Source organism: Caballeronia sp. LZ043 (assembly GCF_031451075.1).
Classification (GTDB): Bacteria; Pseudomonadota; Gammaproteobacteria; order Burkholderiales; family Burkholderiaceae; genus Caballeronia.
In genome coordinates, this window is sequence record NZ_JARUXT010000001.1 from 747,600 (window position 1) to 774,139 (window position 26,540).

Genomic DNA, 26,540 nt, shown 5'->3' on the forward strand with positions numbered 1-26,540 from the left:
GACAGGTCTTCAAGAGCGCCGCCGCGCGGCCGGAACCTCACGTTGCACACTTCAGATCATGATCGTTCTCTATCCGTTCGCGCCTTGCGGGTCCGAATGCCTGATGGACATGGTGCGCTGCCTCGATCCGTCGGCATCCGACATGCATGCCGATCCGGCGCACGCGCTGGGCGTTGTGTGCGGCGCGCTGATTCACCTGACACGCTCGCGCGAGCATTCGTCATGGCGCGCGGCGATCTTCTTCGTCATCTCGCTGGTGGGCGGTTACTACCTGTCATGCCGCGCGCTGCTGGACTGGCCGCATGTCGAGCCGTGGTTCGCGGGTTTCGTGTGCAGCGCGATGCTCGTGTCCGTGGCGATGCTGTCGTTCGACTGGACCGAGCGCCGCATCGTGCCGACGCTCGACCGCATGTACAAATGGCTGGTGCGGCGCATCTGTGGATGAAATACGCGAGTGCGCCGCACGATGCCGCGCGCTTCAGATCAGGCCTTCCGCCTTCATCGCCGCCTGCACGGCGGCCCGCGCGCCGACCCGCTCCTGATACGCAACGAGCGCCGGCCACTTGCCGAGATCGAGATCCACATGCTTCGCCCAGCCAAGCACGGTGAAGAGATAGCCGTCGCCGATGCTGAAGTCGTCGCCGAGCAGGAACTGCTTGTCATCGATGTGCTGCGCGACATAGGCGAGACGGCGCTCGAGCGTGGCCATGGCGATGGCCCGGGAATCGCTGCCCACGCCCGGCGTGAAGAACGGAGAGAAGTTCTTGTGCAGTTCGGTGCCGATGAACGTGAGCCAGCTCTGCAGGCGATAGCGCGCCATCGCGTCGGCGAGCGGGGCGAGATGTCTGGCCGGCGCCTGATCGGCGACGTATTGCATGATCGCCGGACCTTCGGTCAGCAGTTCGCCGCTGTCGAGCAACAGCGCGGGAACATAGCCCTTCGGGTTGATCTGGCTGAAGTCGGCGCCGCTCGCGGTGGTCTTGGTCTTGAGATCGACGGCTTCGGTGGTGTAGGCCAGGCCGGACTCCTCGAGCGCGATATGCGAGGCGAGCGAGCACGCGCCCGCCTTGTAGAACAGTTTCAAAACGTTTCCTCCGGGTTGAGAGCGCACGATTATCGACGATGTCATGCGCACCCTGCACGGGAGGACGGAAGGTCAATCGAGAATGTAGTCGGGCGTGTTCGTCGCGCAGCGTGGCGCGCGCACGAAGCCGGGGTCGGCGGCCAGGTCATGCAGCGCGGTTTCGATCCCTTCGCAGATGGTGTTCAGCGCGAGATCGTTCTCTTCGTTGCCGAACGGGTCCTCGATTTGCGCCGCGATGGCTTCGAGCGCCATGAACGCATAGGCGAGCAGCAACGCGAACAAGGGCGTGAGCAGGCCGGCGCCGTCGACGAGACCGAACGGCAGGAACGCGCAGAACAGATAGATGGTGCGATGGATCATCACCGAGTACGAGAACGGCAACGGGGTCGAGGCGAGGCGTTCACAGCCGCCGATCACATCCGACAGCACGTTCAGGTTGTGCTGGAAGGCGAGCACCGCATAGCCGTCGATGCTGCCCTCGCGCTGACGCTCCGCGACCCATTCGCCGAGCCAGAGCATGATGAGCGCCGGGCGGAAGGTGGCTGCCGCGAGGCGCGCGTGCAGCTCGGGCGGCACGCGCGGGGCGAGATCGGCGAGGGCATCGGTGCCGCGCAGCTGGTGACGCAGCGCATGCGCGAGGGCGCCGAGCGCGGCGAGGAACTGCCGTGACTGCACCGGCTCGCGCCGAGCCGTCAGCGACAGCGCCTGTTGCCCGAGCGCGCGCGCGGTGTTGAGCAGCGCGCCCCACAGCTTGCGGCCTTCCCACCAGCGCTCATAGGCCGCGCTGTTGCGGAAGCCGAGAAACACCGCGAGCGCGATGCCCACCAGCGCGAACGGCGGCGTGCCGAGTTCGACCGGATAGGTGCGCATGGTGTCGTGCATGACGATCGCCGTCACCGACAACGCGAAGATCAGCCCGAGCCGCGGCAGAAGCTGGGGCAGCACGGAGCCGCGCCAGACGAACAACAGCCGGAACCAGTTGAGCTTGGGGCGGATGATCATGGCGTGGAGCCTGTGATGGGTGTGGAGGGCGCGACACCCGATTATCGCGAATCAGCCAGGCATTGCGCAGGGACACTGCGTCGCGGCCGGGAACGAAAAAGGCCGTTCTTGCGAACGGCCTCGGAGGGTCTTCAGGGCGCTTTAAAACCTCGCTCGCTCAGAGCGCCGCACGCGCGGCCCGTGCCGCCGCCCGCACCTGATCCGGCGCGGTGCCGCCCGCGTGGGCGCGGCTCGCGACCGAGCCTTCGAGCGTCAGATAATCGAACACGTCCTCGCCGATCAGATGCGCGACGTTCGGCAGTTCCTTGCGCATCTCGTCCAGCGACAGGTCCGCGATGTCGCATTCGCGGTCCACGCAGATGCGCACCGCGTGCGCCACCGCCTCGTGCGCATCGCGGAACGGCAGGCCGCGCTTCACGAGATAGTCCGCGAGATCGGTGGCGGTGGAGAAGCCCTGCAACGCGGCGGCGCGCATCGCCTGCGGCTTCACCGTGATGCCCGCGGCCATCTCCGCGAAAATGCGCAGCGTGTCGGCAACCGTATCGACGGTGTCGAACAGCGGCTCCTTGTCTTCCTGATTGTCCTTGTTGTAGGCGAGCGGCTGGCCTTTCATCAGCGTGAGCAGCGCCATCAGGTGGCCGTTTACGCGGCCGGTCTTGCCGCGCGCGAGTTCCGGCACGTCCGGGTTCTTCTTCTGCGGCATGATCGACGAACCGGTGCAGAAGCGGTCCGCCAGATCGATGAAGCCGACGCGCGGGCTCATCCACAGCACCAGTTCCTCGGAGAAGCGCGACACGTGCGTCATGACGAGCGCCGCGGCCGCCGTGAATTCGATCGCGAAGTCGCGGTCCGACACGGCGTCGAGCGAGTTCGCGCAGATGCCCTCGAAGCCGAGCGTCTTCGCAACCGCCTCGCGGTCGATCGGATAGCTCGTGCCGGCCAGCGCCGCCGCGCCGAGCGGCAGGCGGTTCACGCGCTTGCGGGCGTCGCGCATGCGTTCGGCGTCGCGCGAGAACATCTCGACGTAGGCGAGCAGATGGTGGCCGAAGGTCACCGGCTGCGCGACCTGCAGATGCGTGAAGCCGGGCATGATGGTGAGGGCGTGTTGCTCGGCCATGTCGATCAGCGCGCCGCGCAGATCCTTCAGCAGCTCGCCGATGCGGTCGATCTCGCCGCGCAGCCACAGGCGGATGTCGGTCGCCACCTGGTCGTTGCGCGAGCGGCCGGTGTGCAGGCGCTTGCCGGCGTCGCCGATCAGCGCGGTCAGGCGCGCCTCGATGTTCAGATGCACGTCTTCCAGGTCCAGCTTCCACTCGAACTCGCCGCGCTCGATCTCGCCCTTGATCTGCGCCATGCCGCGCTCGATGGCCGCGAGGTCGTCGGCGCCGATGATCTTCTGCGCCGCGAGCATCGAGGCATGCGCGAGCGAGCCCTGAATGTCGACGAGGGCGAGGCGCTTGTCGAAGAATACCGATGACGTATAGCGTTTGACGAGCTCCGACATCGGCTCGGAGAAGCGCGCGGACCAGGCCTCGCCTTTTTTGTGGAGTTGGGAACTCATGGTGATGTGCTGTGCTGTGGCGGTCGGAGGAAGCGGCGCGAGGAGCCGCCGGAAGACTGGGATTTTAACAAAAGGCGTCACGCTTCCCCGACGAGGATCACGAGCTTCAGATCTTCGCGATGCGCCGGCTTGAAGGTGATCTGGTTGAACACCACGCGGCCGCGCGCCGGATGATTGAACCCGCGTTCGCCGCCTTCGCGCTCGAACACGTCCTGCGACGCCCAGTAGCGCGCGAACGCGTCGCTCGCGGCGCTGAGGGTGTCGATCAGCGCGCGCGTGGGCGGATCGTTCAGATGGCGGATGGAATCCGCCCGGAACTCGGCCGCGAGCCGCCGCGCGCGCGTGTCCCAGTCGACGATCAGCTCGCGCGCCGCCGGCGACGTGAAGGTGTAGGTCAGCAGGTTGCGGTCGTGCGCGCCGTCGAGCCAGCCGACGAACAGCTCCGCCGCCGGCGCGTTCCAGCGCAGCGCGTTCCATTGCCGGTCCAGTACGTAAGCCGGCGCGCCGATCAGGCCGACCGTCTGCAGCAGCGCGGCGGGCGCGTCCTGGCTGGCGGGATCGGGCTCGGCGGGATCGCGCTGCGCGGCCAGCTCGAACAGATAGGCGCGTTCGGCGCGCGACAGCTGCAACGCGACGGCGATGCGCGCGAGCGCGTCGGCGGAGGCGGACACCGGGCGGCCCTGTTCGATCCAGGTGTACCAGGTGGGACTCACGCCGCACAGTTGCGCCACTTCCTCGCGGCGCAGGCCGGGCGTGCGGCGGCGCGGTCCGGCCGCCAGCCCGACGGCCTGCGGCGAGAGGCGTTCGCGATGCGCGCGGATGAACTCGCCGAGCGCGCGGGCGGGCGTTTCGGCAAGGATGTCGTGTTTCTCGATGGAGCTCATGCAAGGCGCTGAAAACAGGGTTCAGCGATGACAGGTGGTGGAGATACCAGAATAACTGCTTGACTTGTACCGGTACAGGGCGGGTTCTATTGTAGCGGCTTGTAGCGCCACACCTTCCCCACACCTCCCCACACCGAACCGGAGATTCGCCATGAAACACCACGATCAGGTCGCGGACGCCTTCGGCAGCACGGCTGCCGCCTATCTCACGAGCGCCGTCCACGCGAGCGGCGCGGATCTGCAGACGCTCGCCGCGACCTTCGCGGCCACCTGCGGCAACGCGACGGTGCTGGACATGGGCTGCGGCGCAGGCCACGCGAGCTTCGCGATCGCGCCGCACGTGCGCGAGGTGGTGGCATACGACATCGCGCCGCAGATGCTGGCGACGGTCGAAGCCGCGGCGCGCGAGCGCGGGCTCACGACGATCCGCACGCAGCAGGGCGCGGCGGAAACGCTGCCGTTCGCGGATGCGTCGTTCAACTGGGCGGTGAGCCGCATGAGCGCGCATCACTGGCGCGACGTGCCGGCGGCGCTGCGGGAGGTGCATCGGGTGCTGAAGCCGGGCGGGCGGCTGCGCTTCATCGACATCGCGGGTATCGACGATCCGCTGTACGACACGCATATCCAGGCCATCGAAATACTGCGCGACGCCTCGCATATCCGCGACTATCGCGCGGACGAATGGCTCGCGATGCTGGATGCCGCCGGCTTCGAGGCGCGTGTCGGCGAACGCTGGCGCATTCCGCTCGGATTCGATGCGTGGGTGACGCGAATGCGCACGCCGCCCGAGCGCGTGACGGCCATTCGCTCGATGTGGAACAGCGCGCCCGACGAAGTGCGCCAGTACTTCAGCGTGACGGAGGATGGCTCGTTTGAACTCGATGCGATGCTGATCGAGGCGCAGCGGCGCGACTGAGGTCAGCGGCGCCGTGGTGCTGCCCGCACACGGCGCCGCCACGCATCAGCCGGTGTTGCGCAGGCCGGCCGCGATGCCGTTGATGGTCAGGTGAATGCCGCGCCGCAGCCGCACGTTCTGATCGCCCGCGCGATGCCGCTTGAGCAGCTCGACCTGAAGGTGATTGAGCGGATCGAGATACGGGAAGCGGTTCTTGATCGAACGCGCGAGCAGCGGGTTGTCGGAGAGACGTTCGCCGCGGCCGGTAATCTCCGCGAGCACGGCGCACGTGCGCTCATGCTCCGCGACGATGCGCTCGAACACGTGCTTGCGCAGCTTCTTGTCGCTGACGAGCTGCGCGTAGCGCGACGCGACCGCGAGATCGGTCTTGGCGAGCACCATGTCCATGTTCGACAGCAGGTTCTTGAAGAACGGCCAGGTCTTGCACATCTTGCGCAGCAGGGCGAGCCGCTTGCCGCGTTCTTCCTCGGAGCCGGTCTTGTCCAGATACGCGCTCACCGCGCTGCCGAACCCGTACCAGCCGGTCAGCAGCAGGCGGCACTGTCCCCACGAGAAACCCCAGGGAATTGCGCGCAGGTCCTCGATCTTGCGCTGGTTCGGATCTTGCATCTTGCGCGAGGCCGGCCGGCTGCCGATGTTCAGCTCGGCGATCTCGGCGATCGGCGTCGAGGAGAAGAAGTAGTCGGTGAAGCCCGGCGTCTCGTAGACGAGCGCGCGGTACGCGGCCATCGCCGCATCCGAGAGCGTCTGCATCACTTCTTCGAATTGCGGCAGCTGCGCGGGCGCGTTTTCATGCGGCAGCAGCGAGGCTTCCAGTGTCGCGGCGACCACCGTCTCCAGATTGCGCCTGCCGATTTCGGGATTGCCGAACTTGCTCGAAATCACTTCGCCCTGTTCGGTCAGGCGGATCTGCCCATCGACGGTGCCGGGCGGCTGCGACAGGATGGCCTGGTAGGTCGGGCCGCCGCCGCGTCCCACCGTGCCGCCCCGGCCGTGGAACAGGCGCAGCGTCGTGCCGCGTTCCTTGAACAAGGTGACCAGCGCCAGTTCCGCGCGATACAGCTCCCAGTTCGACGTGAGAAAGCCGCCGTCCTTGTTGCTGTCGGAATAGCCGAGCATCACTTCCTGCTCGTTGCCCTGGTTGCGCACCAGCGCATCGATGCCCGGCAGCGCGAAGAACTCGCCCATGATGACCGGGGCATTGCGCAAGTCGGCGATGGTTTCGAACAGCGGAATCACCATCAGGCCGTCGCGCGCGGAATCTTCCCGGTTGCCAAGGCAGCCTTGCAGCACGCCGGTTTCCTTCTGCAGCAGCATCACTTCCAGCAGGTCGCTGACGGTTTCCGTATGCGAAATGATGTAGTTGCGCACGGCGCGCGCGCCGAACTTGCGACGGGTTTCGCGCGCCGCTTCCAGCACGCCGAGCTCGCTTTTTGCGAGATCGGAATAGTCGGCGTACGGCAGGCGCAGCGGACGCGGCTGGGCCAGTTCCTTCAGCAGCACCGCGCGCTTTTCTTCCTCGGAGAGCGCCGCGTAGTCGGCATTCACGCCGGCCCGCGCGAGCAGTTCGGCGATGACCGCCTCGTGGATGTCCGAGCTCTGCCGCAAGTCGATGCTCGCCAGATGGAAGCCGAACACTTCGGATGCGCGTACGAGCGGCGAGAGCCGCAGGATCGACATCGACGCGCCATGGTGCTCGGCGAGCGAATCGACCAGCACGTGCAGGTCGCGGGTGAATTCGGCGGCATCCGCGTAGGGCGTCGCGCGGATCTGCGGCGCGCCCGGCCCGGCGCTGCGCAGCGCCACGACGCCTTCGCCCAGCCGCACGCGCGCGCTGGCCGCGAGTCGCGTGTACATGCCGATCAGCGCGCGCCGGTACGGCTCGTCCGTGCGATGCACCGACTGGTCCGGCGAGGCGTCGGCGAGCGCCTGCAAGGCCTCGCTCGACCCGGCCAGCAGGTTCGACACCGACAGTTCCGCGCCCAGCAGATGCACCTGCTCCAGATAGTGTTCGAAGATCACCGTCGCCTGGCGGGTGATCGCGGTGTCGAGCGTTTCGCCGGTGACGAACGGATTGCCGTCGCGGTCGCCGCCGATCCAGCTGCCCATCTGGAAGAACGGCGGCAGGCGCACGGGCAACCCGTGTTCGCCGAGCGCGGTCTCGATGTCCGCGTAGAGCGCCGGAATCTCGGCCAGGAAGGTGGCGCGGTAGTAGGACAGCGCGTTGTCGATTTCATCGGCGACCGTGAGGCGCGCGTCGCGCAGCATGCGCGTCTGCCACAGCGACGTCACGCGCGCGCGCAGCACCGCTTCGTTGCGGGCGCGTTCGCGCGCGGTCAGTTCCTGGTCGCGTTCGGCAAGCAGGCGGGCGATGTCGTGCTGCGCATCGAGGATGCTCTTGCGCGACACTTCGGTCGGATGCGCGGTGAGGACCGGCACGATCAGCGCGTCGCCGAAGAACTTGTCGAGCTGCTTGCGCGTGGCGCTGACGGTCTGCTGTTCGCGCATGCGTTCGATCGCGTAGGCAATCGTGCCGGGCTGAGAGCCGGAGCCGGCCAGCGCGTGAATGCGGCGGCGACGGTTGTGGTGACGGTCTTCGGCGATGTTGGCGAGGTGCGAAAAATAGCTGAACGCGCGCACGACCGAGACGGTCTGTTCCGGCGACAGCGCGCGCAGCTTCTTTTCCAGCGTCTGCGAGGCCTCGACGTCGTCTTCGCGGCGGAACTTCACGGCCGTCTGGCGAATGGCTTCGACCACATCGAATACGGCGTCGCCTTCCTGCTCGCGCAGCACTTCGCCGAGCAGGCGGCCCAGGAAACGGATGTCTTCGAAGAGCGGCCGGTCCTTGTCGTCGCGCGCGCGGGTGGAGGGCTTCGACGTGGATTTCGACGCCGCGGGCGTCTTCGGCGCGGGTCTGGGGACGGACTTCAGCGCCGACTTCGAAGCGGCCTTGATGCCGGGCCGGGGTTTCGGCGCGATGGCGGCCTTCGACGCCTTGGCGACGGTGGCGGGCTGGCTGGCGCTGGCGGGTGCGGGCGTGCCGGCGGGGGAAGACTTGGGCGATGCGGCGTTGCGGCGCGCGGAGCGAGCCGATGCAGAAGACGTCACGTTGAGTTCCTCTCAGAAGCGGCAAAGCCAGGGCACATCGACTCGAAACGCCGGACCGGCGCGTTGGCCCGGCGAGAAAGCGCCGGCCGCCGAACGGCCGTGCTTCAAACTTGCGACAGCATGCCGCGCGATTCACCGCGTCGCGGCCCGCGAACCGCGGGAAGGCGGCGCGGAGCCGCCTTCCCGCTGCATCCCGACGTGCTGCGAATGCCCCGAAAGGCGCATCGGACAAGGCTTTCGCGCAATGCCGGCGGGTCGGTGAGCCGTGGCGTGCGTGCTACCATTGTTCGCTAATGTCCATTCATCAATCCCGTCATTCACTCAAGCATCAATGAATTCCGAGACGCATTCGGCGACACCGCCCGCAACCCTGACCATCGCTTCGCGGGAAAGCCGCCTTGCCCTTTGGCAAGCCGAACATGTGCGGTGTGCGCTGCACAAATTATATCCACGTTGCGACGTGAAAATCCTCGGAATGACCACGCGCGGCGATCAGATCCTCGATCGCACGCTGTCGAAGGTCGGCGGCAAGGGCCTGTTCGTGAAGGAGCTCGAAGCCGCGCTTGCCGAAGGCCGCGCCGATCTCGCGGTGCATTCGCTCAAGGACGTGCCGATGGAACTGCCCGAAGGCTTCACGCTCGGCGCCATTCTCGAACGCGAGGATCCGTGCGACGCGTTCGTCTCGCCGCACTTCGAGTCGCTCGAAGCGCTGCCGGCGGGCAGCGTCGTCGGCACCTCGAGCCTGCGTCGCGAAGCCATGATCCGCGCACGTTTTCCGCTCCTCGACGTGCGCCCGCTGCGCGGCAATCTCGATACGCGTCTCGGCAAGCTGGACCGCGGCGAATATGCGGCGATCATCCTCGCGGCCGCGGGTCTCAAGCGGCTCGGTCTTGAAGCACGCATCCGCGCGCGTCTCGAACCGTCGCAGAGCCTGCCGGCGGCGGGGCAGGGCGCGCTCGGCATCGAAATCCGCGCCGACCGCGCGGAACTCGCCGCGTGGCTCGCGCCGCTGCACGACGAGCGGACCGCGCTGGCCGTCGAAGCGGAACGGGCGGTATCGCGCGCGCTCGGCGGCAGTTGTGAAGTGCCGCTCGCCGCGTACGCCGAGTGGCAGGGCGACGCGCTGCATCTGCGCGGCGCGGTATCGATGCCGGATGGCCGGCGCGTGCTGCGCGCCGAGGAATCCGTGCGCGCGCCCGACTTGGCCGCCGCGCTCGCGCTGGGCCAGCGCGTGTCGACGGATCTCGAAGCGCAAGGCGCGCTGGAGATCGTCGCCGCGCTCGCCACCTCGCGTGCCGGCGACGGTCCGAACACGGCGCCCGCGTGGCCGCGTTCCTGATGCCGGGCCCGCGCCGCGCCACCGTCATCGTCACGCGTCCGGCGGGACAGTCGTCCACGCTGCTCGCGCGTCTCGCCAGCGCCGGATTCGACACGCTGGAATTCCCGCTGATCGACATCGCCCCCGTCGCCGACGACGCCCCGCTGCGCGCCGCGCTCGATCAGCTCTATCTGCCGCCGGATGCGCCGGAGCGTTACGCGCTGGTGGTGTTCGTGTCGCCGAACGCGATCGATCACGCGTTCAGCCGGCTCGCTGCGCCGTGGCCTGCGGATCTGCCGGTGGCGGTGGTAGGACCCGGCTCGGTGACCGCGCTCGCGCGCCAGGGCGTGCATGCGCCCGCGCAGCGGGTGATTACACCATCGGCGGAGAAAGCCGATCCCCGTTTCGATTCCGAAGCGCTGTACGCGGCCATCGAAGCGGAGTTCGGCGCCACCGGTCTCGAAGGCCGGCGCGTGCTGATCGTGCGCGGCGACGGCGGCCGCGAGTGGCTCGCCGAACGCCTGGTGGCCGCGGGCGCGCGGGTGGAGAAGGCCGCGGCGTACCGGCGCGTGCTGCCGGAGCCGTCGATGCAGAAGTGGGAGCGCGTGCACGCGCTGCTCACCGGCGAGCCGCCCATGCAGGACGTGCCGCACGCCTGGCTGCTGACCAGCTCTGAAGGCGTGCGCAATCTCAACGAACTCGCGTACGAGCATCTCACTGCCGATGAAATCGCGCGCCTGAAACGCGCGCCGCTGGTCTGCCCCCATCCGCGCATCGCCGAGGCCGCGCGGGGGGCGGGTTTTGATAGGATGACGGTGTCCGGCGCGGGTGACGACCGCATCGTCCACGCGCTGGAAACCTTGTTTCCGTCCGGCATGAGCGGCGCGGAGGCATCGGCCCAGACTCACCAGTCGCATCAAACGGCCCAGACCCACCGGCGTCCGGAGGCTGACGCAGCCGCCGGTCCGGCTTCCGAATCGGCCCCGGCCCAGCAATCGGCCCCACAACCGGCCCACCAACCGGCTCCATCACGCATGACTGATCCGAACGATTCCAAGAAAGACTCACCTCAGCCGAACGTGACACCGCCCCTGCCGCCCAACACGCCGTTCACGCCATTCGAGCAGCAGAAGCGGCGCAGCGGCGCGGGCCTCGTCCTGTTGTGGGTCGTCGTCGTCATTCTGGCGGTGGCGGCGGGCGCGGGTGCGTTCGTCCTGAACCGCAAGTTCGACCGCGCCGGCACGCAACTGTCGCAGCGGCTCGCGCAGGCGGACCAGCAGAACGCCGAGCTGCGCGCCAAGGCCGATCAGGCCGCGAGCGCCACGACCGCGCTCAACACCCAGCTCATCCAGCTGCAAGGCAAGCTCGCGGACGCCGAAGCGCACAGCCAGGCGTTGCAGCAGCAATATCAGGATCTCGCGAGCAATCGCGACGACTGGACCGTCGCCGAAGTCGAGCAGATCCTGTCGAGCGCAAGCCAGCAGCTGCAACTGACCGGCAACGTGCAACTGGCGCTGTTCGCGCTGCAAAGCGCCGACACCCGCCTCGCGGCCACCAATGGCCCACAGGTCGTGGCGATCCGCAAAGCCATCGCGCAGGACATGGACAAGCTCAAGTCCGCGCCGACCACCGACCTCACCGGTCTGGCCATCAAGCTCGATACCGCCATCGGCCAGATCGACCAGCTGCCGCTCGCCGGCGAAGCGCCGCTCGCCCGTGCGCGCGCCCAGGCCGCCGCCCCCGCCGACAGCGCCTCCATCGCCGCGGCCACCGGCGAGCCGCGCTGGAAGGTGCTGTGGCGGCAGATCACGAGCGGCATCGGCCAGCAGTTGTCGAGCCTCGTGTCGGTGCGCCGCATCGATAACGCCGACGCCATGCTCACGTCGCCGGATCAAGGCTACTTCGTGCGCGAGAACGTCAAGCTGCGGCTGCTGTCGGCGCGTTTGTCGCTGCTTTCGCGCAGTGAACCCACGCTGAAGTCGGACCTGAGCGCCGCCGATGCCGCGCTGGCCCGCTATTTCGATCCGTCGTCGAAGAAGGTGGAAGCGGTGCGCGAACTGGTGAAGCAGGTCGACCAGGCATCGCTCGCGGTATCCGTGCCCAACCTCAACGACAGCCTCGCCGCCGTCCACCAGTTCAAGCGAGGCGGATGATGACGACTCGTGGACTCATCTGGCTTGCGCTGCTGTTCGCCGTCGCGGTGATCGTCGCGACGGTCGGCGGTTTCAACGGCGGACAGATCCTGCTGGTGATGCCGCCGTATCGCGTGGACATGTCGCTGAACCTGTTCGTGGTCGCGCTGGTGGTGTTGTTCCTGGTGCTGTACGCGCTGATCCGCGCGGCGCGCGGCGTCTGGAAGATGCCGTCGCGGGTGGCGGCGTATCGCGCGCGCAGCAGGCTGGCGAAGGCGAATGCCGCGCTGCGCGACGCGGTCGGACATCTGTATGCCGGGCGTTTTTCGAAGGCCGAGAAGGCCGCGCGCGACGCGCTCGCCGTGACCGACAACAAGGGCGCGGCCGGGCTGATCGGCGCGAGTGCGGCGCATCGGCTGCATGAATATGCCCGGCGCGACGAATGGCTTGCGCAGGTGGGCGGCCCCGAGTGGCAGGACGCGCGCCTGATGGCGACCGCCGACATGCGCGCCGACGGCCGCGACGCCGATGGCGCCCTTGTCGCGTTGACCGAGATGCAGGCGCAGGGCGGCCGGCGCATCCATGCGCAGCAGATCGCGTTGCGGGCGCAGCAGCAGTTGAAGAACTGGGGTGAAGTGCTGAAGCTCGTGCGCATGCTGGAGAAGCGCGAGGCGCTGCATCCGGCGGTGGCCGTGCGGCTGCGTCAGGTCGCGGCGGAAAACCTGCTGCGCGACCGGCGGCACAATCCCGATGCGCTCATCGAGTTCTGGCAGTCGCTCTCGGCTACCGAGCGTCAGTCGCCGCGTCTCGCCGATCTCGCTGCTGAATTGCTGATCGCGCTCGACCGTCGCGCGGAGGCGAAGAAGATCGTCGAGGACGCGCTCGCGCACAACTGGGATGCGCGGCTGTTGCGGCGTTATCCGGACTGTATCGTCGGCGGGGACGCCTTCCCGCTGATCCAGCGCGCCGAAGCCTGGCAGAAGGAGCGCAGCGAAGACGCCGATCTGCTCTTCACACTCGGCCGGCTGTGCCTGCACCAGCAGTTGTGGGGCAAGGCGCAGGCGTTCCTCGAATCGGCATTGAAGCTCGCCGACAACGAGCCGCTCAAGATCCGCACGCATCGCGCGCTTGCCCGTTTGCATGAGCAGCTCGGCGACACGCAGCAGGCCGCGGAACACTATCGCGCGAGCGCCATGGCGATGAACGTCGTGTGATCCGTGCCGCGCCGGGAAGCAAGGAAGCCGCATGAACGAACGTTCATGCGGCTTTTTTCTTGGTGGAGTGCCATGCCCACGCGCGCCGCGGGTACGACGAATGCACGATTGCCCTGCGGAAAACCGCATTGATCCGGCGTCCGGCCGGGAACGGAGGCGGATATGAAGCCGGTTCTGCGCAGGTTCGTGGTCGGGTTGCTGGCGATGGCCGCTCTTGGGTCCGTCGCGCCGAGGGTCTACGCCCAGGCGCAATGGACCGGCACGTGGTCCATCGCGCCCACCGTCGCGTCCGACGAGGGCTTCGACAACCAGACGATCCGGCACATCGTGCATACGAGCATCGGCGGCACGGCGGCGCGGGTGACGCTCTCGAACCTGTACGGCACGCAGCCCGTGACGATCGGCGACGTGCATCTTGCGCGGCGCGCGCGGGGAGCGGGTACGGTCGCGGGCACCGATCGCCCGGTCACGTTTGGCGGCCAGGCCTACGTCACGATTCCGGCGGGCAGTTCGGTGCAGAGCGATGCCGTCGCCTTCGACGTGCCCGCGCTCGCCGATCTCGCCGTAAGCCTGCATGTGCCGTCGAGGACGCCGCCGCACTCCACCGGCCACGATCTCGGCCTGCAGGACGTCTATATCGCGCCCGGCGACGTGAGCGGCGATGCGGCGTTTTCTGGCGGCGTCGCGAATGCGGCGGGCGGGCAATCGGTCTATTTCCTGACCGGCATCGACGTGATGAACGCCGCCGCAACGGGCGCGGTGGTCGCGTTCGGCGCGTCGATCACGGACGGGTTCGGGACCACGCCGAACACCAACCGGCGCTGGCCCAACCGGCTGGCGGTGCGGCTGGCGCGCGCGGGCATGGCGGTGGGCGTGCTGAGTGAGGCCATCAGCGGTAACGATTTCTTCACGGATCAGGCGGGTCAGGCCGGACTCACGCGCTTTGCCCGCGACGTGCTGGAGCAGGCGAACGTCAAATGGGTGATCGTCTCGGACGAAGCCGTGAACAGTCTCATTCACGCCGATCCGCCGACGGCGCAGCAACTCGAAGACGCGTACCGGCGCGTGATCGGACAAGCGCACGCCGCGCAGCTCGGCGTCATCTGCTCGACGCTGACGCCGTTCCAGGGCGTCGCGGAGTGGACGCCGGCCATCGAGACCACCCGCGAGCAGATCAACGCGTTCCTGCGCGATCGCGCCGGCAGCGGCTGTGACGCCGTGCTCGATCAGGCGGGGGCAACCGGCGACGCCGGCAATCAGGCCGCGTATGCCCCGGCGTTCGACAGCGGCGACCATCTGCATCCGAACGACGCAGGCGCGCAGGCCATTGCGAACGCAGCCGATCCGGACTGGTTCGCGGCGCTGCCGCAAGTCAATGCACCGGGCGCCTGCGGCCGTCTGGCGGCAGGCGAAGGATTCGGCGTGGGTGGATCGCTGGCGGCGTGCAGCGGCGGCGTCACGCTGACGGTGCGGGACGACGGCTATCTCGTCGCGATGCAGAACGGCGCGGTCGTGTGGTCGTCGCAGAGCGCGGGCGCGCCCGGCGCCGAAGTCCGCATGCAGGACGACGGCAATCTGGCGTTATACGACAGGAACGGGACGCGGGTGTGGCAGACCGGTACGTCGGGTCATCCGGGAGCGGTGGCGCTGATCCAGAAGGACGGCCATCTGGTCATCTATGCCGCGAACGGCACGGCGCTGTGGTCGAGCGCCGGATGACGCAGGATCAGTACGTGGGCACCGCCGGATCGACCTGACGCGACCACGCGTCGATGCCGCCGTACAGGTTGAACATCTGCGTGAAGCCGCGCGATTCCAGGAACATCGCGACCTGTGCGCTGCGCGCGCCGTGATGGCAGATGCAGACGATCTGCGCGTCGTCGTCGAGTTCTTCGCTGCGGGCGGGAATGTCGCGCATCGGAATCGACACGATGTTGTCCAGCTTCGCGGTCTGGACCTCCCAGGGCTCGCGCACGTCGAGCAGGACGGGCGCGGGGCGCGAGGTATCGGCCAGCCACGCGGCAAGTTCGGGTGCGGTGAGATTTTGCATGGAGATCTTCGAAAGACGACAGCAAGGACAGCGAGGAACGGGAGCGTGCCGCCGTGACTTCACGGCGGCACGAAGCGCAATCAGAAGCGGAACAGCGACGGATGCACCGCGTTCTTGAGCGGCGCGACCAGCGTTTCGAACACGTCCGAGACGCGGAACTGCTTTTCATCGACGCGGGTGACGATCTGCGCCTTCATGACCGGCGCCACGCCGACGAACGCCGCAATGCGCCCGCCAATCTTCAACTGTTCGAGGAATTCCTGCGGCATGACCGGCAGGCCGCCGGACACGCAGATCACGTCGTAGGGCGCGCCGTCGGTCCAGCCGCGCGCGCCGTCGCCGGTGATCACTTCGGCGTTCGTCACGCCGTTCGCCGCGAGGTTCTGGCGCGCGAGGTCGGCCAGTTCCGGCGAAATCTCGACGCTCGTCACGCTGCGTCCGCGATGCGCGAGCAGGGCGGCCATGTAGCCGGAACCCGTGCCGATTTCCAGCACCGTCTCGCCCTTGTGAACCGCGAGTTCCTGCAGGATGCGCGCCTCGACGCGCGGCGCCAGCATGCGTTCGCCGCCGGGCAGCGGCACTTCGAGGTCTGCGAAGGCAATGTTGCGGTACGCGGCGGGAACGAAGTTCTCACGCTTGACGATCGAAAGCAGATTGAGGACGTCCTGGTCCAGCACTTCCCACGGACGAATCTGTTGCTCGATCATGTTGAAACGCGCTTGCTCGATGTTCATGTTCTGTGTGCGTAGTGGCGACCTAGGGCGGATACGCGCCGTGGCCGCGCTGTGGCCGGATAAGGGGCGGGAAACGAAGCGATTGTAGCAAAACGAGGGGTTTTCCCGCCTGCTTCGCGGTACGTGCCCCAAGGCGTCTAGTGCGGCAGCCGGATGTCGAGCTTGAAGGTGACGAGGCGCGCGAGCAGGATGAACGCCGTCGAGAGCAGCACGTTGTAGATCGTGTCGACGTCGAGCCGCTCCAGTCCGAGATAGATCCAGCAGCCCGCGAACGCGCACACCGCATAGGGACGCGAATCGCGCAGGATCAGCGGGACTTCGTTGCACAGCACGTCGCGCATGACGCCGCCGAACACGCCGGTGACGACGCCCATCATCGTCGCCGTGAAGGCGGGCATTTGCGCGTCCAGCGCGACGGACGTGCCCGACACGCTGAAGAGACCGAGGCCGATCGCGTCGGTCACCAGCAGCGCGCGCTGGTCGAACAGGCGCGAGGTCACGCGCAGGAACAGCGGCGCGAAGATCGCCATCGCGAAGATGAAGAGCACGTAGTCCTGATGCTCGACCCAGTAGAACGGCCGGCGCGACAGCAATACGTCGCGGACCGTGCCGCCGCCGAACGCCGTGACGAGCGCGACGAGAAACGCGCCGACCGCGTCCAGCCGGCGCTTGCGCGCCTCGATGAGCCCGGAGAAGGCGTAGGCGAAGATCGCGAGCGCCTCCATGATGCTGATGGCGAGCGTCAGTCTAGGATGCACGTTCGGACCCCGGCCTCGACTTGTCTTCGCCGCCGCGATCCTGCGGATGATGGTGCTGGCGCGACGTACCGCCCGGCTGCAGCAGCACGAGCACGGCGCCCGCGCCGCCGTCGTGCGGACGCGCCTGGCAGAACGCGATCACCTCCGACTTCTGCACCAGCCACGCGCGCACCTTGCCTTTCAGCACCGGTTCGCGGCCGATCGAGCCGAGTCCCTTGCCGTGGATCACGCGCAGGCAGCGCAGCCCGCGCTTCACGGATTCGCGGATGAACTCCGCCAGCGCCTCGCGCGCTTCTTCGCGCCGCATGCCGTGCAGGTCGAGTTGCGCCTGCACGATCCACGCGCCGCGCCGCAGTTTGCGCACCACTTCCTGACTGATGCCCGGGCGGCTGAAGGACAGCGTGTCGTCGATATCGAGCAGGCTTTCGGGATCGTATTCGTCCGACAGCGCCTCCTGCAGCACCGCTTCTTCGTCGCGACGGCTCTGCAGCGGCAGCGGCGGAGGCGGCACACGGGTCAGCGTCGTGCGGGGCGGGGTCTTCAGCGGTTCGACGGCGCCGATCGAGTCGATGGCGCGGCGGAATTCATCGGCATCCGCGACGCTCTCGCGCTCGGCGCGCGCTGCCGCGACGCGCTGGATCTCGCGCTGCTCGGCGTCGGCCTTGAGCGCGCGCTTGAGCGTCGACAGGCCCGCGAGCCCGTCGCGCCTTACCGCGGCGGCGACGTCGGCGGGCCTGGCCGGCTCGCGCGCTGGCGGTTCGGCCGATGGCGGCGCAGGCTTGCGCCGGGCTTTCGGTTCGTTTGGATGGGGGTGATTCTTCGGCATCGTTCGGCCAGTTGGAAACGTCTGGAAACTGAGTCGAGGATGGGGTGCGCGGGCGAATGCCGGAAAGCAAGCCGCCCGCCGCGCGCCTGCCGCAAAGAAAACGGGCCGGCGGCGTGAACCGTGGCCCGTTCTGCAAGCTTCCAAAGCGATGCACGAAGCGCACCGTGCGGGCTGATCACATTCTAGCGGCTCGCCGCGCGCGCGGTCCGGCGGATCAGCGATCCGCTTCGTGGCTCATCGAATGCGGCGTGGCCGTTTCATGGATGCTTTCGAGGTAGCGCTGCGCATCGAGCGCGGCCATGCAGCCCGTGCCCGCGCTGGTGATGGCCTGGCGATACACGTGATCCTGCACGTCGCCCGCCGCGAACACGCCGGGAAGGCTCGTGGAGGTGGCGTCGCCGGTCGTGCCGCCCTTCGTGATGATGTAGCCGTTCTTCATCTCGAGCTGGTTGATGAAGAGATCGGTGTTGGGCTTGTGGCCGATCGCGACGAACACGCCCTGCAGCGCGATGTCGGTCGTCTCGCCGGTCTGCGTGTGCTTGACGCGCAGACCCGTGACGCCGGACTGGTCGCCGGTGACTTCGTCGAGCACGTGGTTCCACTTGATCTCGACCACGCCTTCCTTTTCCTTCGCGAGCAGGCGGTCGATCAGGATCGGCTCGGCGCGGAACTTGTCGCGGCGATGAATCACCGTCACCTTCTTCGCGATGCCCGCCAGATACAGCGCTTCCTCGACCGCCGTGTTGCCGCCGCCGATGACCGCGACTTCACCGTTGCGATAGAAGAAACCATCGCAGGTGGCGCAGGCGGACACGCCCTTGCCCATGAACGCTTCCTCCGACGGCATGCCGAGATACTGCGCCGACGCGCCGGTCGCGATGATCAGCGAATCGCAGGTGTATTCGCCCGAGTCGCCGATGAGGCGCATCGGCTTTTCATTGAGCTTGGCGGTGTGGATGTGATCGAACACGATGTCCGTGTTGAAGGCGCGCGCGTGTTCTTCGAGACGCTGCATCAGTTCCGGGCCCTGCACGCCCGAGGGGTCGCCCGGCCAGTTTTCGACATCCGTGGTGGTCATCAGCTGGCCGCCCTGGGCGAGGCCGGTGATGAGCAGCGGCGACAGATTCGCGCGCGCCGCATAGACCGCGGCGGAGTAGCCGGCGGGGCCGGAACCGAGGATCAGCACTTTGGCGTGTTTGGGCGAAGACATGATAGTGGTCCGTTTTTGATGGTCGGCTCGAAAGCGCGCCGGATGAGCTTGCGGCAGCGTGGCCAGCGCGGCTGGGCGCTGGTGGCCATGCGCGAACCGCAGCAATATCGACACCCGCCGCGCGGCTCGTGGCCGCGTGGAGGCGCCGGAGCGCTTCCGATGAACCGTATTTGAGTGCAAAACGGGGATTATAAAGGTGCCTCGAAAAGCCTTCCGAGTGAACCTTTCAATTGCGCCGATAGGCGCGGCACGCGAGGTTTGCGCCCATGACGCCCGCGTGACGAGTGTTACAGGTTGCAAGCGCCGGGGCGTTTTTACGCCGTTCCCCGCAATGCAGCGTTTACAATAGGCCACCGTTCCAGGCGGTCCCGGCGCACCGGCCGGCGAGGCCGCAAGCAGGCGACACCAAGCATCGAATCAATGGCCAAAGCACCTTATTCCGCGAGCCCGCAGGCACTGCCGCACCGCATGTCGCGGCTCTTCACCGAGATTCGCTGGATCCTCCAGGTCGCGCTCGGACTGTTCCTCGTGATGGCGCTGCTCTCGTACAGCCGCAGGGACCCGAGCTGGACCCACGCCGTCAGCGTCGAACGCATCGCGAACTGGGCGGGCCGCGTCGGCGCCTATACGTCGGACATCCTGCTGCTCGTGTTCGGGCTGTCCTCTTACTGGCTGATCGTGCTGCTCGCGCGGCGCATCATCGCGAACTATCGCCGTATCACGCAGCCGCCGGTCGTCGATGAAGACGCGCCGAAGGACCGCACCTGGCTCGCCGAAGCCTTCGCCTTCGTGCTCGTGCTGCTTGCCTCCGACGGCATCGAGGCCTTGCGCATGTGGTCGCTCAAGGTGCAGCTGCCGCGCGCGCCCGGCGGCGTGATCGGCGACATGGTCGCGCGCCATGTGTCGCACGCGCTGGGCTTCACCGGCGCCACGCTGTTCCTGCTGATCGCGCTCGCCATCGGGCTGTCGCTGTATTTCCGCTTCTCGTGGCTCTCGGTGTGCGAGAAGGTCGGCGACGGCATTCTCAACGCGATCACCGGCGCGCAACTGCGCCGTGAGGCCGGCCGCGACCGCAAGCTCGGCGAGGCCGCGGCGGTCAAGCGCGAGGGCAAGGTCGTGCGTTCGCGCGAGAAGAACGAAGATCACGAACCGGTGATGATCGTGCCCGCCGTGCCCACGCCGGCGCGCTCGGAGCGCGCGGAAAAAGAAAAGCAGGTGCCGCTCTTCAAGGACCTGCCGGGCGACTCCACGCTGCCGCCGCTGGCGCTGCTCGACCCGCCGCCGAAGACCCAGGAAACCATCGCCGCCGATACCCTCGAATACACCTCGCGTCTCATCGAGAAGAAGCTGAAGGACTTCGGTGTGGAAGTGAGCGTGGTCGCGGCGTATCCGGGTCCGGTCGTCACGCGCTATGAAATCGAGCCCGCAACGGGCGTGAAGGGCAGCCAGATCGTCGGTCTCGCGAAGGATCTGGCGCGCTCGCTGTCGCTGGTGTCGATCCGCGTCGTCGAAACCATTCCGGGCAAGAACTACATGGCGCTCGAGCTGCCGAACCAGCGCCGTCAGACCGTCAAGCTCTCCGAGATCCTCGGCTCCGAAGTCTATGCGAACGGCGCGTCGCCGCTGACCATGGGTCTCGGCAAGGACATCGGCGGCAATCCGGTCTGCGCCGATCTCGCCAAGATGCCGCACTTGCTGGTCGCGGGTACGACGGGCTCGGGCAAGTCGGTCGGCATCAACGCGATGATCCTCTCGCTGCTTTACAAGGCGAGCGCGGATCAGGTGCGGCTGATCCTGATCGACCCGAAGATGCTCGAAATGAGCGTCTACGAAGGCATTCCGCATCTGCTGTGTCCGGTCGTCACCGACATGCGCCAGGCCGGTCACGCGCTCAACTGGGCGGTCGCCGAAATGGAGCGCCGCTACAAGCTGATGAGCAAGATGGGCGTGCGCAATCTCGCGAGCTTCAACAGCAAGATCGACGACGCGAAGAAGCGCGACGAAAAGATTCCGAATCCGTTCAGCCTGACGCCGGATGAACCGGAACCGCTCACGCGCTTGCCGAACATCGTGGTCGTGATCGACGAACTCGCCGACCTGATGATGGTGGTCGGCAAGAAGGTCGAGGAACTGATCGCGCGTATCGCGCAGAAGGCGCGCGCGGCGGGCATCCACCTGATTCTCGCGACGCAGCGGCCTTCGGTGGACGTGATCACCGGCCTCATCAAGGCCAATGTGCCGACGCGGATGGCGTTCCAGGTTTCGTCGAAGATCGACTCGCGCACGATCCTGGACCAGCAGGGCGCGGAGTCGCTGCTCGGCATGGGCGACATGCTCTATCTGCCGCCGGGCTCGGGCCTGCCGGTGCGCGTGCACGGCGCGTTCGTGTCGGACGAGGAAGTGCATCGCGTGGTGGACAAGCTGAAGGAGCAGGGCGAGCCGAATTACATCGAAGGCCTGCTCGAAGGCGGGCTTGCCGGCGAGGGCGACGAAGGCTCGGCCGGCGCCAACGGAACCGGCGGCGCGGACGGCGAGTCCGATCCGTTGTACGACCAGGCGGTCGAGGTCGTCATCAAGAATCGCCGCGCATCCATTTCACTGGTGCAGCGGCACTTGCGCATCGGCTACAACCGCGCGGCGCGGCTGCTGGAGCAGATGGAGAATTCGGGGCTGGTGTCGGCGATGTCGTCGAACGGCAACCGCGAGATCCTGACGCCGGCGCGCGACGCCGAATGACGCGCGGCGCGAATCAAAGGGAGAACATCACGATGCAACACCATACGGGGAGCCGGACGCTCAAGGTCCTGAGCGCCGCATTGTTTTCAGCGTCGATGCTGCTGGCGTCGCACGCCTTCGCGAGCGGCACCGAACAGCTGAAGGCGTTCGTGTCGCAGGTCAAGGCCGCGCGCGGCGACTTCACGCAACAGGAAATCAAGGCGCCGGGCAAGGCCAACAACGGCGCTACGTCCACGCCCGTGCCGACCAAGGGCACGACATCGAGCGGCACGTTCATGTTCGCGCGGCCGGGCAAGTTCATCTGGTCGTATCAGAAGCCGTATGCGCAGGTCCTGCAGGCGGATGGCGACAAGCTCTACGTGTATGACAAGGATCTGAACCAGGTCACCGTGCGCACGCTTGGCGGCGCGCTGGGTGCGAGCCCGGCGGCCATCCTGTTCGGCAGCAACGACCTGGACAAGAACTTCAACTTGCGCGATGCGGGCGAGAAGGGCGGCATCGACTGGCTCGAACTCACGCCGAAAGCGAAGGACACGCAGTTCGAGACGGTCGGCATCGGCTTCAAGGACGGCAACCTGCAAGCGATGGAACTGCACGACGTGTTCGGCAATGTCACGCTGCTCACGTTCTCGAACATCCAGAAGAACCCGCCCATCAAGAGCGATGCGTTCAAGTTCACCGTGCCGAAGGGCGCGGACGTGATCAACGGCTGATCATCGGCTGATCTACGCAGCCCGGCGCCCGCCGGGCCGTGCCTTCATCGCGGCTCAGTTGTAGCTCGTCGTCAGCAGGACGCGGGTCACGGACGCGGGCGTCTCGTCGAGCGCGCGCATCGACAGCGTGCCGCCGAGTTTGCCTACGTGGTAAGTGCCGCCTGCATCGGACGGCGTGGTGTTGCCCCGGCTGTCGGTGAAGCGGGTCGCGAGCAAACGCGCGCCGGATGCCGGGCTGTGTCCGATCACCGACATCGACACGCCAGCGCTCGGCGCATCGCTTGGCTCGGCGGAGAACATCACGTGCGCGGTGCGCCCGCTCGTCTGGTCGATCCGCATCGGGGAGGCGGTCGCAGAGGCATTCCCCGATCCAACCGATACGCCGAATGGCGAGGCCACGATCGATCCCGTGAAGTAGATGACGCCGCCGTTCGTGCCTGCGCTCGCCATCGCGCAGTAACTCATCGCGCTGGCCAGAACGAGTTGTCCGGCCCGTCGTGCCCTACCCAGCTTTGCGTCGATCATGGTTCCCTCGTCCTAAGAGAAGGTGCTGCCCGTCCGCGATGGTCAGTCAGCGCTGCAACCGAGCACGCTTCCGGTCCTTCGGACCCGTTGTCGCGCTCAATTTTGAGATGTCCATGAATTGATATTAGGAGAAGTCGTATTGCCTGATCAATAAGATTCCGGTATTAGATTTGTAGAAAATTGTCATGCTTGTGGATGGGCCAATAACGGCTGAAAACGCCTGCCTAAAAGCAATCTCAGCCGTGCGCAGCCTGCATGTCTTCGATGAACGCTTCGACGATCTCGCGTTTCGCACCGCCCGCACGCCGCGCACGCGTGACCATCTGGAACGCGACGCGATAGCGCATCGCTTTTGGATTCAGCGGCGCGAGCAGTCCTTCCTTCACATACGGCGCGGCGAAATGCTCGGGCAGATAGCCGAGATGCTGTCCCGAGAGCACGAGCATCGCGACGGCCTCCATGTTGTCGGCGACCGCGCCGACGAGTCGCGGCGCAAGCGTCCCGGCCTCCGGCAGCGGATAGCTGCGCCATGCCCAGTCGTGCTCATTGGCCTCGCTCATGCGCACACGTCCCGCACGTGCGTACAGCGGATGCCCGCGGCCGCAATAGGCGAGCTGTTCCTCGGCAAAGATCTCGACGTAATCGAGCGACGGCACGCGATGCCAGAAATAGCCGATCGCCATCTGGATGCGTCCTGCGAGCAGCATTTCCTCGAGTTCGCCCGGCGAGCGCACGAGCACCGCGAAGCGCACGGATTCGTCGCGCTGGCGAAAGCGCGCGATGGCTTCGCTGACGCGTGCGTTCGCGCTGACCGGTGTATTGCCGATCATCCCGAGCGTGAGCGTGCCGACCAGCGTCTTGCCGACGTTGCGGGCGGTGGAGTCGAAGGTGTCGATGGCCGCGAGCAGCGTGCGGCACGCCTCGACGAACTGTTCGCCGCGCGAAGTCAGCGCGAAGCCGCCGCGGCCGCGTTCGCACAGGCGATAGCCGAGCCGGGTTTCGAGCGTCGCGAGCTGCGTGCTGATGGTGGATTGCCCGACGTTGAGCGTGGCCTGCGCCGACGACACGCCGCCCGCGTCGGCGATGGCGAGAAACACGCGGATCAGCCGGAGATCCAGGTCGGACAAGTGAGTGAACATGCGCGCCGCCGATACATCGATAAAAATCGATGTGAAGTTGTTTTTGTCGTCATTTTAACGCCGGAGGAAAGCGGCTATGAATGGCAGCATACCCATCCTGATTCATCCGACGCCATGAATACTTCCGCGCTGTTTGCCCCCGCAGAACACTTCGATTCCCACTTTCTCGACGCCCGCGCCGAACGTCCGCAGCCACTTTCCGGCAACCAGATGCCGCGCTGCGGCGGCATCACGACGATGATGCGTCTGCCGCATGTCCCGTCCGCCGCCGGGCTGGATGCGTGCTTTGTCGGCGTGCCGTTCGATCTCGGCACGTCCAATCGCACCGGCGCGCGCTTCGGCCCCCGTCAGGTGCGCAGCGAATCCGTGCTGCTGCGCCCGTACAACATGGCGACGCGCGCCGCGCCGTTCGATTCGCTGCGCGTCGCGGATATCGGCGACGTCGCGATCAATCCGTACAACCTGCTCGATTCCATCGACCGCGTCGAGCGTGCGTATCGCGAGATCCTGCAGCACGACTGCACGCCGCTCACGCTCGGCGGCGATCACACCATCGCGTTGCCGATCCTGCGCGCGATCCACGCGAAGCACGGGAAGGTCGGGCTGATTCACATCGACGCCCACGCGGACGTCAACGACACCATGTTCGGCGAGAAGATCGCGCACGGCACGCCGTTTCGCCGCGCGGTGGAGGAGGGCTTGCTGGACTGCTCGCGCGTCGTGCAGATCGGCCTGCGCGGCACCGGCTACGAGGCCGGCGATTTCGACTGGTGCCGCGAGCAGGGCTTTCGCGTCGTGCAGACCGAGGAATGCTGGAACAAGTCGCTCGCGCCGCTGATGGACGAAGTGCGCGCGCAGATGGGCGACGGTCCCGTCTACATCACGTTCGATATCGATGGCATCGATCCGGCCTTCGCGCCCGGCACGGGCACGCCGGAAATCGCCGGCCTGACGGTGCCGCAGGCGCTGGAGATCGTGCGTGGCGCGCGCGGGCTGAACATCGTCGGCGCGGATCTGGTGGAAGTCGCGCCGCCCTACGATCCGTTCGGCACCACGGCGCTGCTCGGCGCCAATCTCGCCTTCGAACTGCTGTGCGTGCTGCCGGGCGTCGAATATCGCGCGGCGCGTTGAGCGACCGGCTTGCTCGCGGCCTTACGCGTACGCGCGCCGCCGTCCCGCCACGAGCAGCAGATAGCACACCGCGCCGAGCGCGAGCGCGGGCAACGTCGCGCCGAGGTTCGGCAGCCACTGGTTGATCGCGTGATAGGCGGCAATGCCGACGCCCCACGCAATGAACGCGCTCACATGCCAGCCGCCGGAATAGCCATAGCGGCCGGTGGGATCGGCGAGCACGGCGGTGTCGATGCGGCGTTTGCGCACGATGAAGTGATCCGCCAGCACCACGCCGAAGAGCGGCGCGAACACCGAACCGATCAGCAGCAGGAAGTTCTGGTACTTGCCCATCTCGACCACCAGCGCGACCAGCGTACACAGCGCCCCGAACGCGCACGACAGCAGCGGCACGCTGGCGCGCGCCCACAACGTGCCGGTTGAAACGGCGGCGGAGTGGATGTCGGCGAAGGCGTTGTCGGTTTCATCGATCAGGATCAGGAACAGCGCGAGACCGCCGCCCGCCTGCGCGAACGCGGTGGTCAGCAGCGCATCGCCGCCGCCGGCCGCGAGACCGTAGATCGCGCCGAGCGCGTAGAACCAGAGATTCGCGATGCCGTAGCCGAGCAGCGTGCCGCGGAACGTGCCGCCCGCGCTGCGGCCGAAGCGCGTGTAGTCGGCGATCAGCGGCAGCCACGACAGCGGCATCGCGACGACGAGGTCGATGCCCGCGCCGAACGCCATCTCGCCGGTGCCGGGCCGCGCCATCAGCGCGGCGAGATCGTGCTTCGCGAGCAGGTTCCAGGTCAGCCAGCCTGCGCCGCCGAGCAGCAGCCAGATGCCCCAGGTGCGCAGGAAGCGCCGCACGAAGGACAGCGGGCCGCTCACCGCGAGCAGCGTGGCGAGCACGCCGAAGATCAGCGTCCAGACGATCGGCATCGAGAAGTGGAAGGATTGCTTCGCGAGGGCATCGGCGGAATCGCGCATCACGATGATCTCGAACGAGCCCCATCCGACCAGCTGGACCGCGTTGAGCACCGCCGGCACGGAGGCGCCGCGCACGCCGAGCGTCGGCCGCAGCGAGGACATGGCGGCGAGCCCGGTGTCCGTGCCGATCACGCCCGCGAGCGCCAGCAGCACGACGCCGACCACCGTGCCGATGCCGATCGCCGCGAGCGCATGCGGCAGCGACAGTCCCGGCACCAGCAGCGCGCCCGCCTGCGCGACCAGCAGGCCGATGCCGAGCGAGAACCACAGCGCGAAGGCGTCGCTCGTCGCGAAGGCGCGCCGTTCGGGTGGCACGGGGGTGAGCGGCGCGTAGGTGGAAGTTTCGCCGTGCGCCGCAGCGTTCGTGGTGTGCTCTTGCCCCATCGGATTGCGTCCTCATATGGTCGATGCGTTGTCCGAGACGGTCACGCGCAGGCGGGTCCGATGCCCTCGCGGCCCGGCTGTCATAATGACCCGTTCCGCCGCCGGCCGGCGCCTCTCTCGGGAAGCGCGAGATTATCGCCGCGATCCAC

General features: G+C 67.2%; 22 protein-coding genes. 9 read left to right on the forward strand and 13 right to left on the reverse strand.

Features of this window, described 5'->3' with window-relative positions; translation table 11 throughout:
• Positions 1–445: hypothetical protein (locus QCE64_RS03220; protein WP_310002641.1), on the forward strand; the 445-nt coding region annotated here is incomplete at its 5' end.
• Positions 446–478: 33 nt separating this feature from the next.
• Here QCE64_RS03220 and gstA read toward each other — a convergent pair.
• The 4 genes from gstA to QCE64_RS03240 form a co-directional block, all read right to left on the reverse strand.
• Positions 479–1,084 (reverse strand): glutathione transferase GstA, encoded by a 606-nt coding sequence (gene gstA / locus QCE64_RS03225; protein WP_310002643.1) that lies wholly within the window; start codon positions 1,082–1,084, stop codon positions 479–481.
• Positions 1,085–1,156: 72 nt separating this feature from the next.
• Positions 1,157–2,086 carry a bestrophin family ion channel gene (locus tag QCE64_RS03230; RefSeq protein WP_309929431.1) on the reverse strand — a complete coding sequence of 310 codons (930 nt, stop codon included), beginning with the start codon at positions 2,084–2,086 and terminating at the stop codon, positions 1,157–1,159.
• A gap of 157 nt (positions 2,087–2,243) precedes the next feature.
• Positions 2,244–3,647, reverse strand: coding sequence for an argininosuccinate lyase (gene argH, locus QCE64_RS03235; RefSeq protein ID WP_310002645.1), 1,404 nt, complete (start codon positions 3,645–3,647; stop codon positions 2,244–2,246).
• A gap of 77 nt (positions 3,648–3,724) precedes the next feature.
• Positions 3,725–4,531, reverse strand: a complete 807-nt coding sequence (locus QCE64_RS03240; protein WP_310002647.1) for a helix-turn-helix transcriptional regulator — start codon at positions 4,529–4,531, stop codon at positions 3,725–3,727.
• Positions 4,532–4,682: 151 nt separating this feature from the next.
• Between QCE64_RS03240 and QCE64_RS03245 the strand changes: the two genes are divergently transcribed.
• Positions 4,683–5,447 (forward strand): class I SAM-dependent methyltransferase, encoded by a 765-nt coding sequence (locus QCE64_RS03245; protein WP_309914390.1) that lies wholly within the window; start codon positions 4,683–4,685, stop codon positions 5,445–5,447.
• A gap of 45 nt (positions 5,448–5,492) precedes the next feature.
• Here the strand turns inward: QCE64_RS03245 and ppc are convergent, their stop codons facing one another.
• Positions 5,493–8,555, reverse strand: coding sequence for a phosphoenolpyruvate carboxylase (ppc, locus tag QCE64_RS03250; protein WP_310002649.1), 3,063 nt, complete (start codon positions 8,553–8,555; stop codon positions 5,493–5,495).
• Positions 8,556–8,886: 331 nt separating this feature from the next.
• Here ppc and hemC point away from each other — a divergent pair, with 331 nt between their 5' ends.
• From hemC to QCE64_RS03270, 4 genes are all read left to right on the forward strand, one after another.
• Positions 8,887–9,894, forward strand: coding sequence for a hydroxymethylbilane synthase (gene hemC, locus QCE64_RS03255; RefSeq protein WP_310002652.1), 1,008 nt, complete (start codon positions 8,887–8,889; stop codon positions 9,892–9,894).
• Positions 9,894–12,026, forward strand: a complete 2,133-nt coding sequence (gene hemDX, locus QCE64_RS03260; RefSeq protein ID WP_310004133.1) for a fused uroporphyrinogen-III synthase HemD/membrane protein HemX — start codon at positions 9,894–9,896, stop codon at positions 12,024–12,026. The genes hemC and hemDX overlap by 1 nt, the downstream gene beginning before the upstream one ends.
• On the forward strand, positions 12,026–13,219 hold the full coding sequence (locus tag QCE64_RS03265) for a heme biosynthesis protein HemY (protein WP_310002654.1): 1,194 nt from the start codon (positions 12,026–12,028) through the stop codon (positions 13,217–13,219). Before hemDX ends, QCE64_RS03265 begins: the two co-directional genes overlap by 1 nt.
• Positions 13,220–13,381: 162 nt before the next feature.
• Positions 13,382–14,938, forward strand: a complete 1,557-nt coding sequence (locus QCE64_RS03270; protein WP_310002656.1) for a GDSL-type esterase/lipase family protein — start codon at positions 13,382–13,384, stop codon at positions 14,936–14,938.
• A gap of 7 nt (positions 14,939–14,945) precedes the next feature.
• On the opposite strand, the gene QCE64_RS03275 is transcribed toward QCE64_RS03270, so the two are convergent.
• The 5 genes from QCE64_RS03275 to trxB form a co-directional block, all read right to left on the reverse strand.
• Entirely contained in the window at positions 14,946–15,269 is a 324-nt protein-coding gene (locus tag QCE64_RS03275; protein ID WP_309914404.1) for a rhodanese-like domain-containing protein, read from the reverse strand.
• A gap of 80 nt (positions 15,270–15,349) precedes the next feature.
• The gene (locus tag QCE64_RS03280; RefSeq protein ID WP_309807553.1) at positions 15,350–16,003 is read right to left on the reverse strand and encodes a protein-L-isoaspartate O-methyltransferase; all 654 of its coding nucleotides are present in this window, start codon (positions 16,001–16,003) and stop codon (positions 15,350–15,352) included.
• A 137-nt stretch (positions 16,004–16,140) separates the two neighbouring features.
• A complete protein-coding gene (locus QCE64_RS03285) occupies positions 16,141–16,761 on the reverse strand; it encodes a trimeric intracellular cation channel family protein (RefSeq protein ID WP_309914409.1) in 621 nt (206 codons plus the stop codon).
• Positions 16,751–17,587: a Smr/MutS family protein gene (locus QCE64_RS03290; protein ID WP_309914412.1), complete on the reverse strand. Its 837-nt coding sequence runs from the start codon at positions 17,585–17,587 to the stop codon at positions 16,751–16,753. The genes QCE64_RS03285 and QCE64_RS03290 overlap by 11 nt, the downstream gene beginning before the upstream one ends.
• A gap of 214 nt (positions 17,588–17,801) precedes the next feature.
• Positions 17,802–18,797 (reverse strand): thioredoxin-disulfide reductase, encoded by a 996-nt coding sequence (trxB, locus tag QCE64_RS03295; RefSeq protein ID WP_309914414.1) that lies wholly within the window; start codon positions 18,795–18,797, stop codon positions 17,802–17,804.
• A gap of 420 nt (positions 18,798–19,217) precedes the next feature.
• On the opposite strand from trxB, the gene QCE64_RS03300 reads away from it, so the two are divergent.
• Complete coding sequence (locus QCE64_RS03300; RefSeq protein ID WP_309914417.1) at positions 19,218–21,533, forward strand: DNA translocase FtsK 4TM domain-containing protein; 2,316 nt, start codon at positions 19,218–19,220, stop codon at positions 21,531–21,533.
• Between the two features lie 32 nt (positions 21,534–21,565).
• Positions 21,566–22,246, forward strand: a complete 681-nt coding sequence (gene lolA / locus QCE64_RS03305; RefSeq protein ID WP_309914419.1) for an outer membrane lipoprotein chaperone LolA — start codon at positions 21,566–21,568, stop codon at positions 22,244–22,246.
• A gap of 54 nt (positions 22,247–22,300) precedes the next feature.
• Here the strand turns inward: lolA and QCE64_RS03310 are convergent, their stop codons facing one another.
• Positions 22,301–22,771 (reverse strand): hypothetical protein, encoded by a 471-nt coding sequence (locus tag QCE64_RS03310; RefSeq protein ID WP_310002658.1) that lies wholly within the window; start codon positions 22,769–22,771, stop codon positions 22,301–22,303.
• A gap of 236 nt (positions 22,772–23,007) precedes the next feature.
• Positions 23,008–23,910, reverse strand: coding sequence for a LysR family transcriptional regulator (locus QCE64_RS03315; protein WP_309929451.1), 903 nt, complete (start codon positions 23,908–23,910; stop codon positions 23,008–23,010).
• Positions 23,911–24,024: 114 nt separating this feature from the next.
• Here QCE64_RS03315 and speB point away from each other — a divergent pair, with 114 nt between their 5' ends.
• Positions 24,025–25,041 (forward strand): agmatinase, encoded by a 1,017-nt coding sequence (gene speB, locus QCE64_RS03320; protein ID WP_309929453.1) that lies wholly within the window; start codon positions 24,025–24,027, stop codon positions 25,039–25,041.
• Positions 25,042–25,062: 21 nt separating this feature from the next.
• Here speB and cytX read toward each other — a convergent pair whose 3' ends face one another.
• Entirely contained in the window at positions 25,063–26,391 is a 1,329-nt protein-coding gene (gene cytX / locus QCE64_RS03325; RefSeq protein WP_309914430.1) for a putative hydroxymethylpyrimidine transporter CytX, read from the reverse strand.
• Positions 26,392–26,540 lie beyond the last annotated feature (149 nt).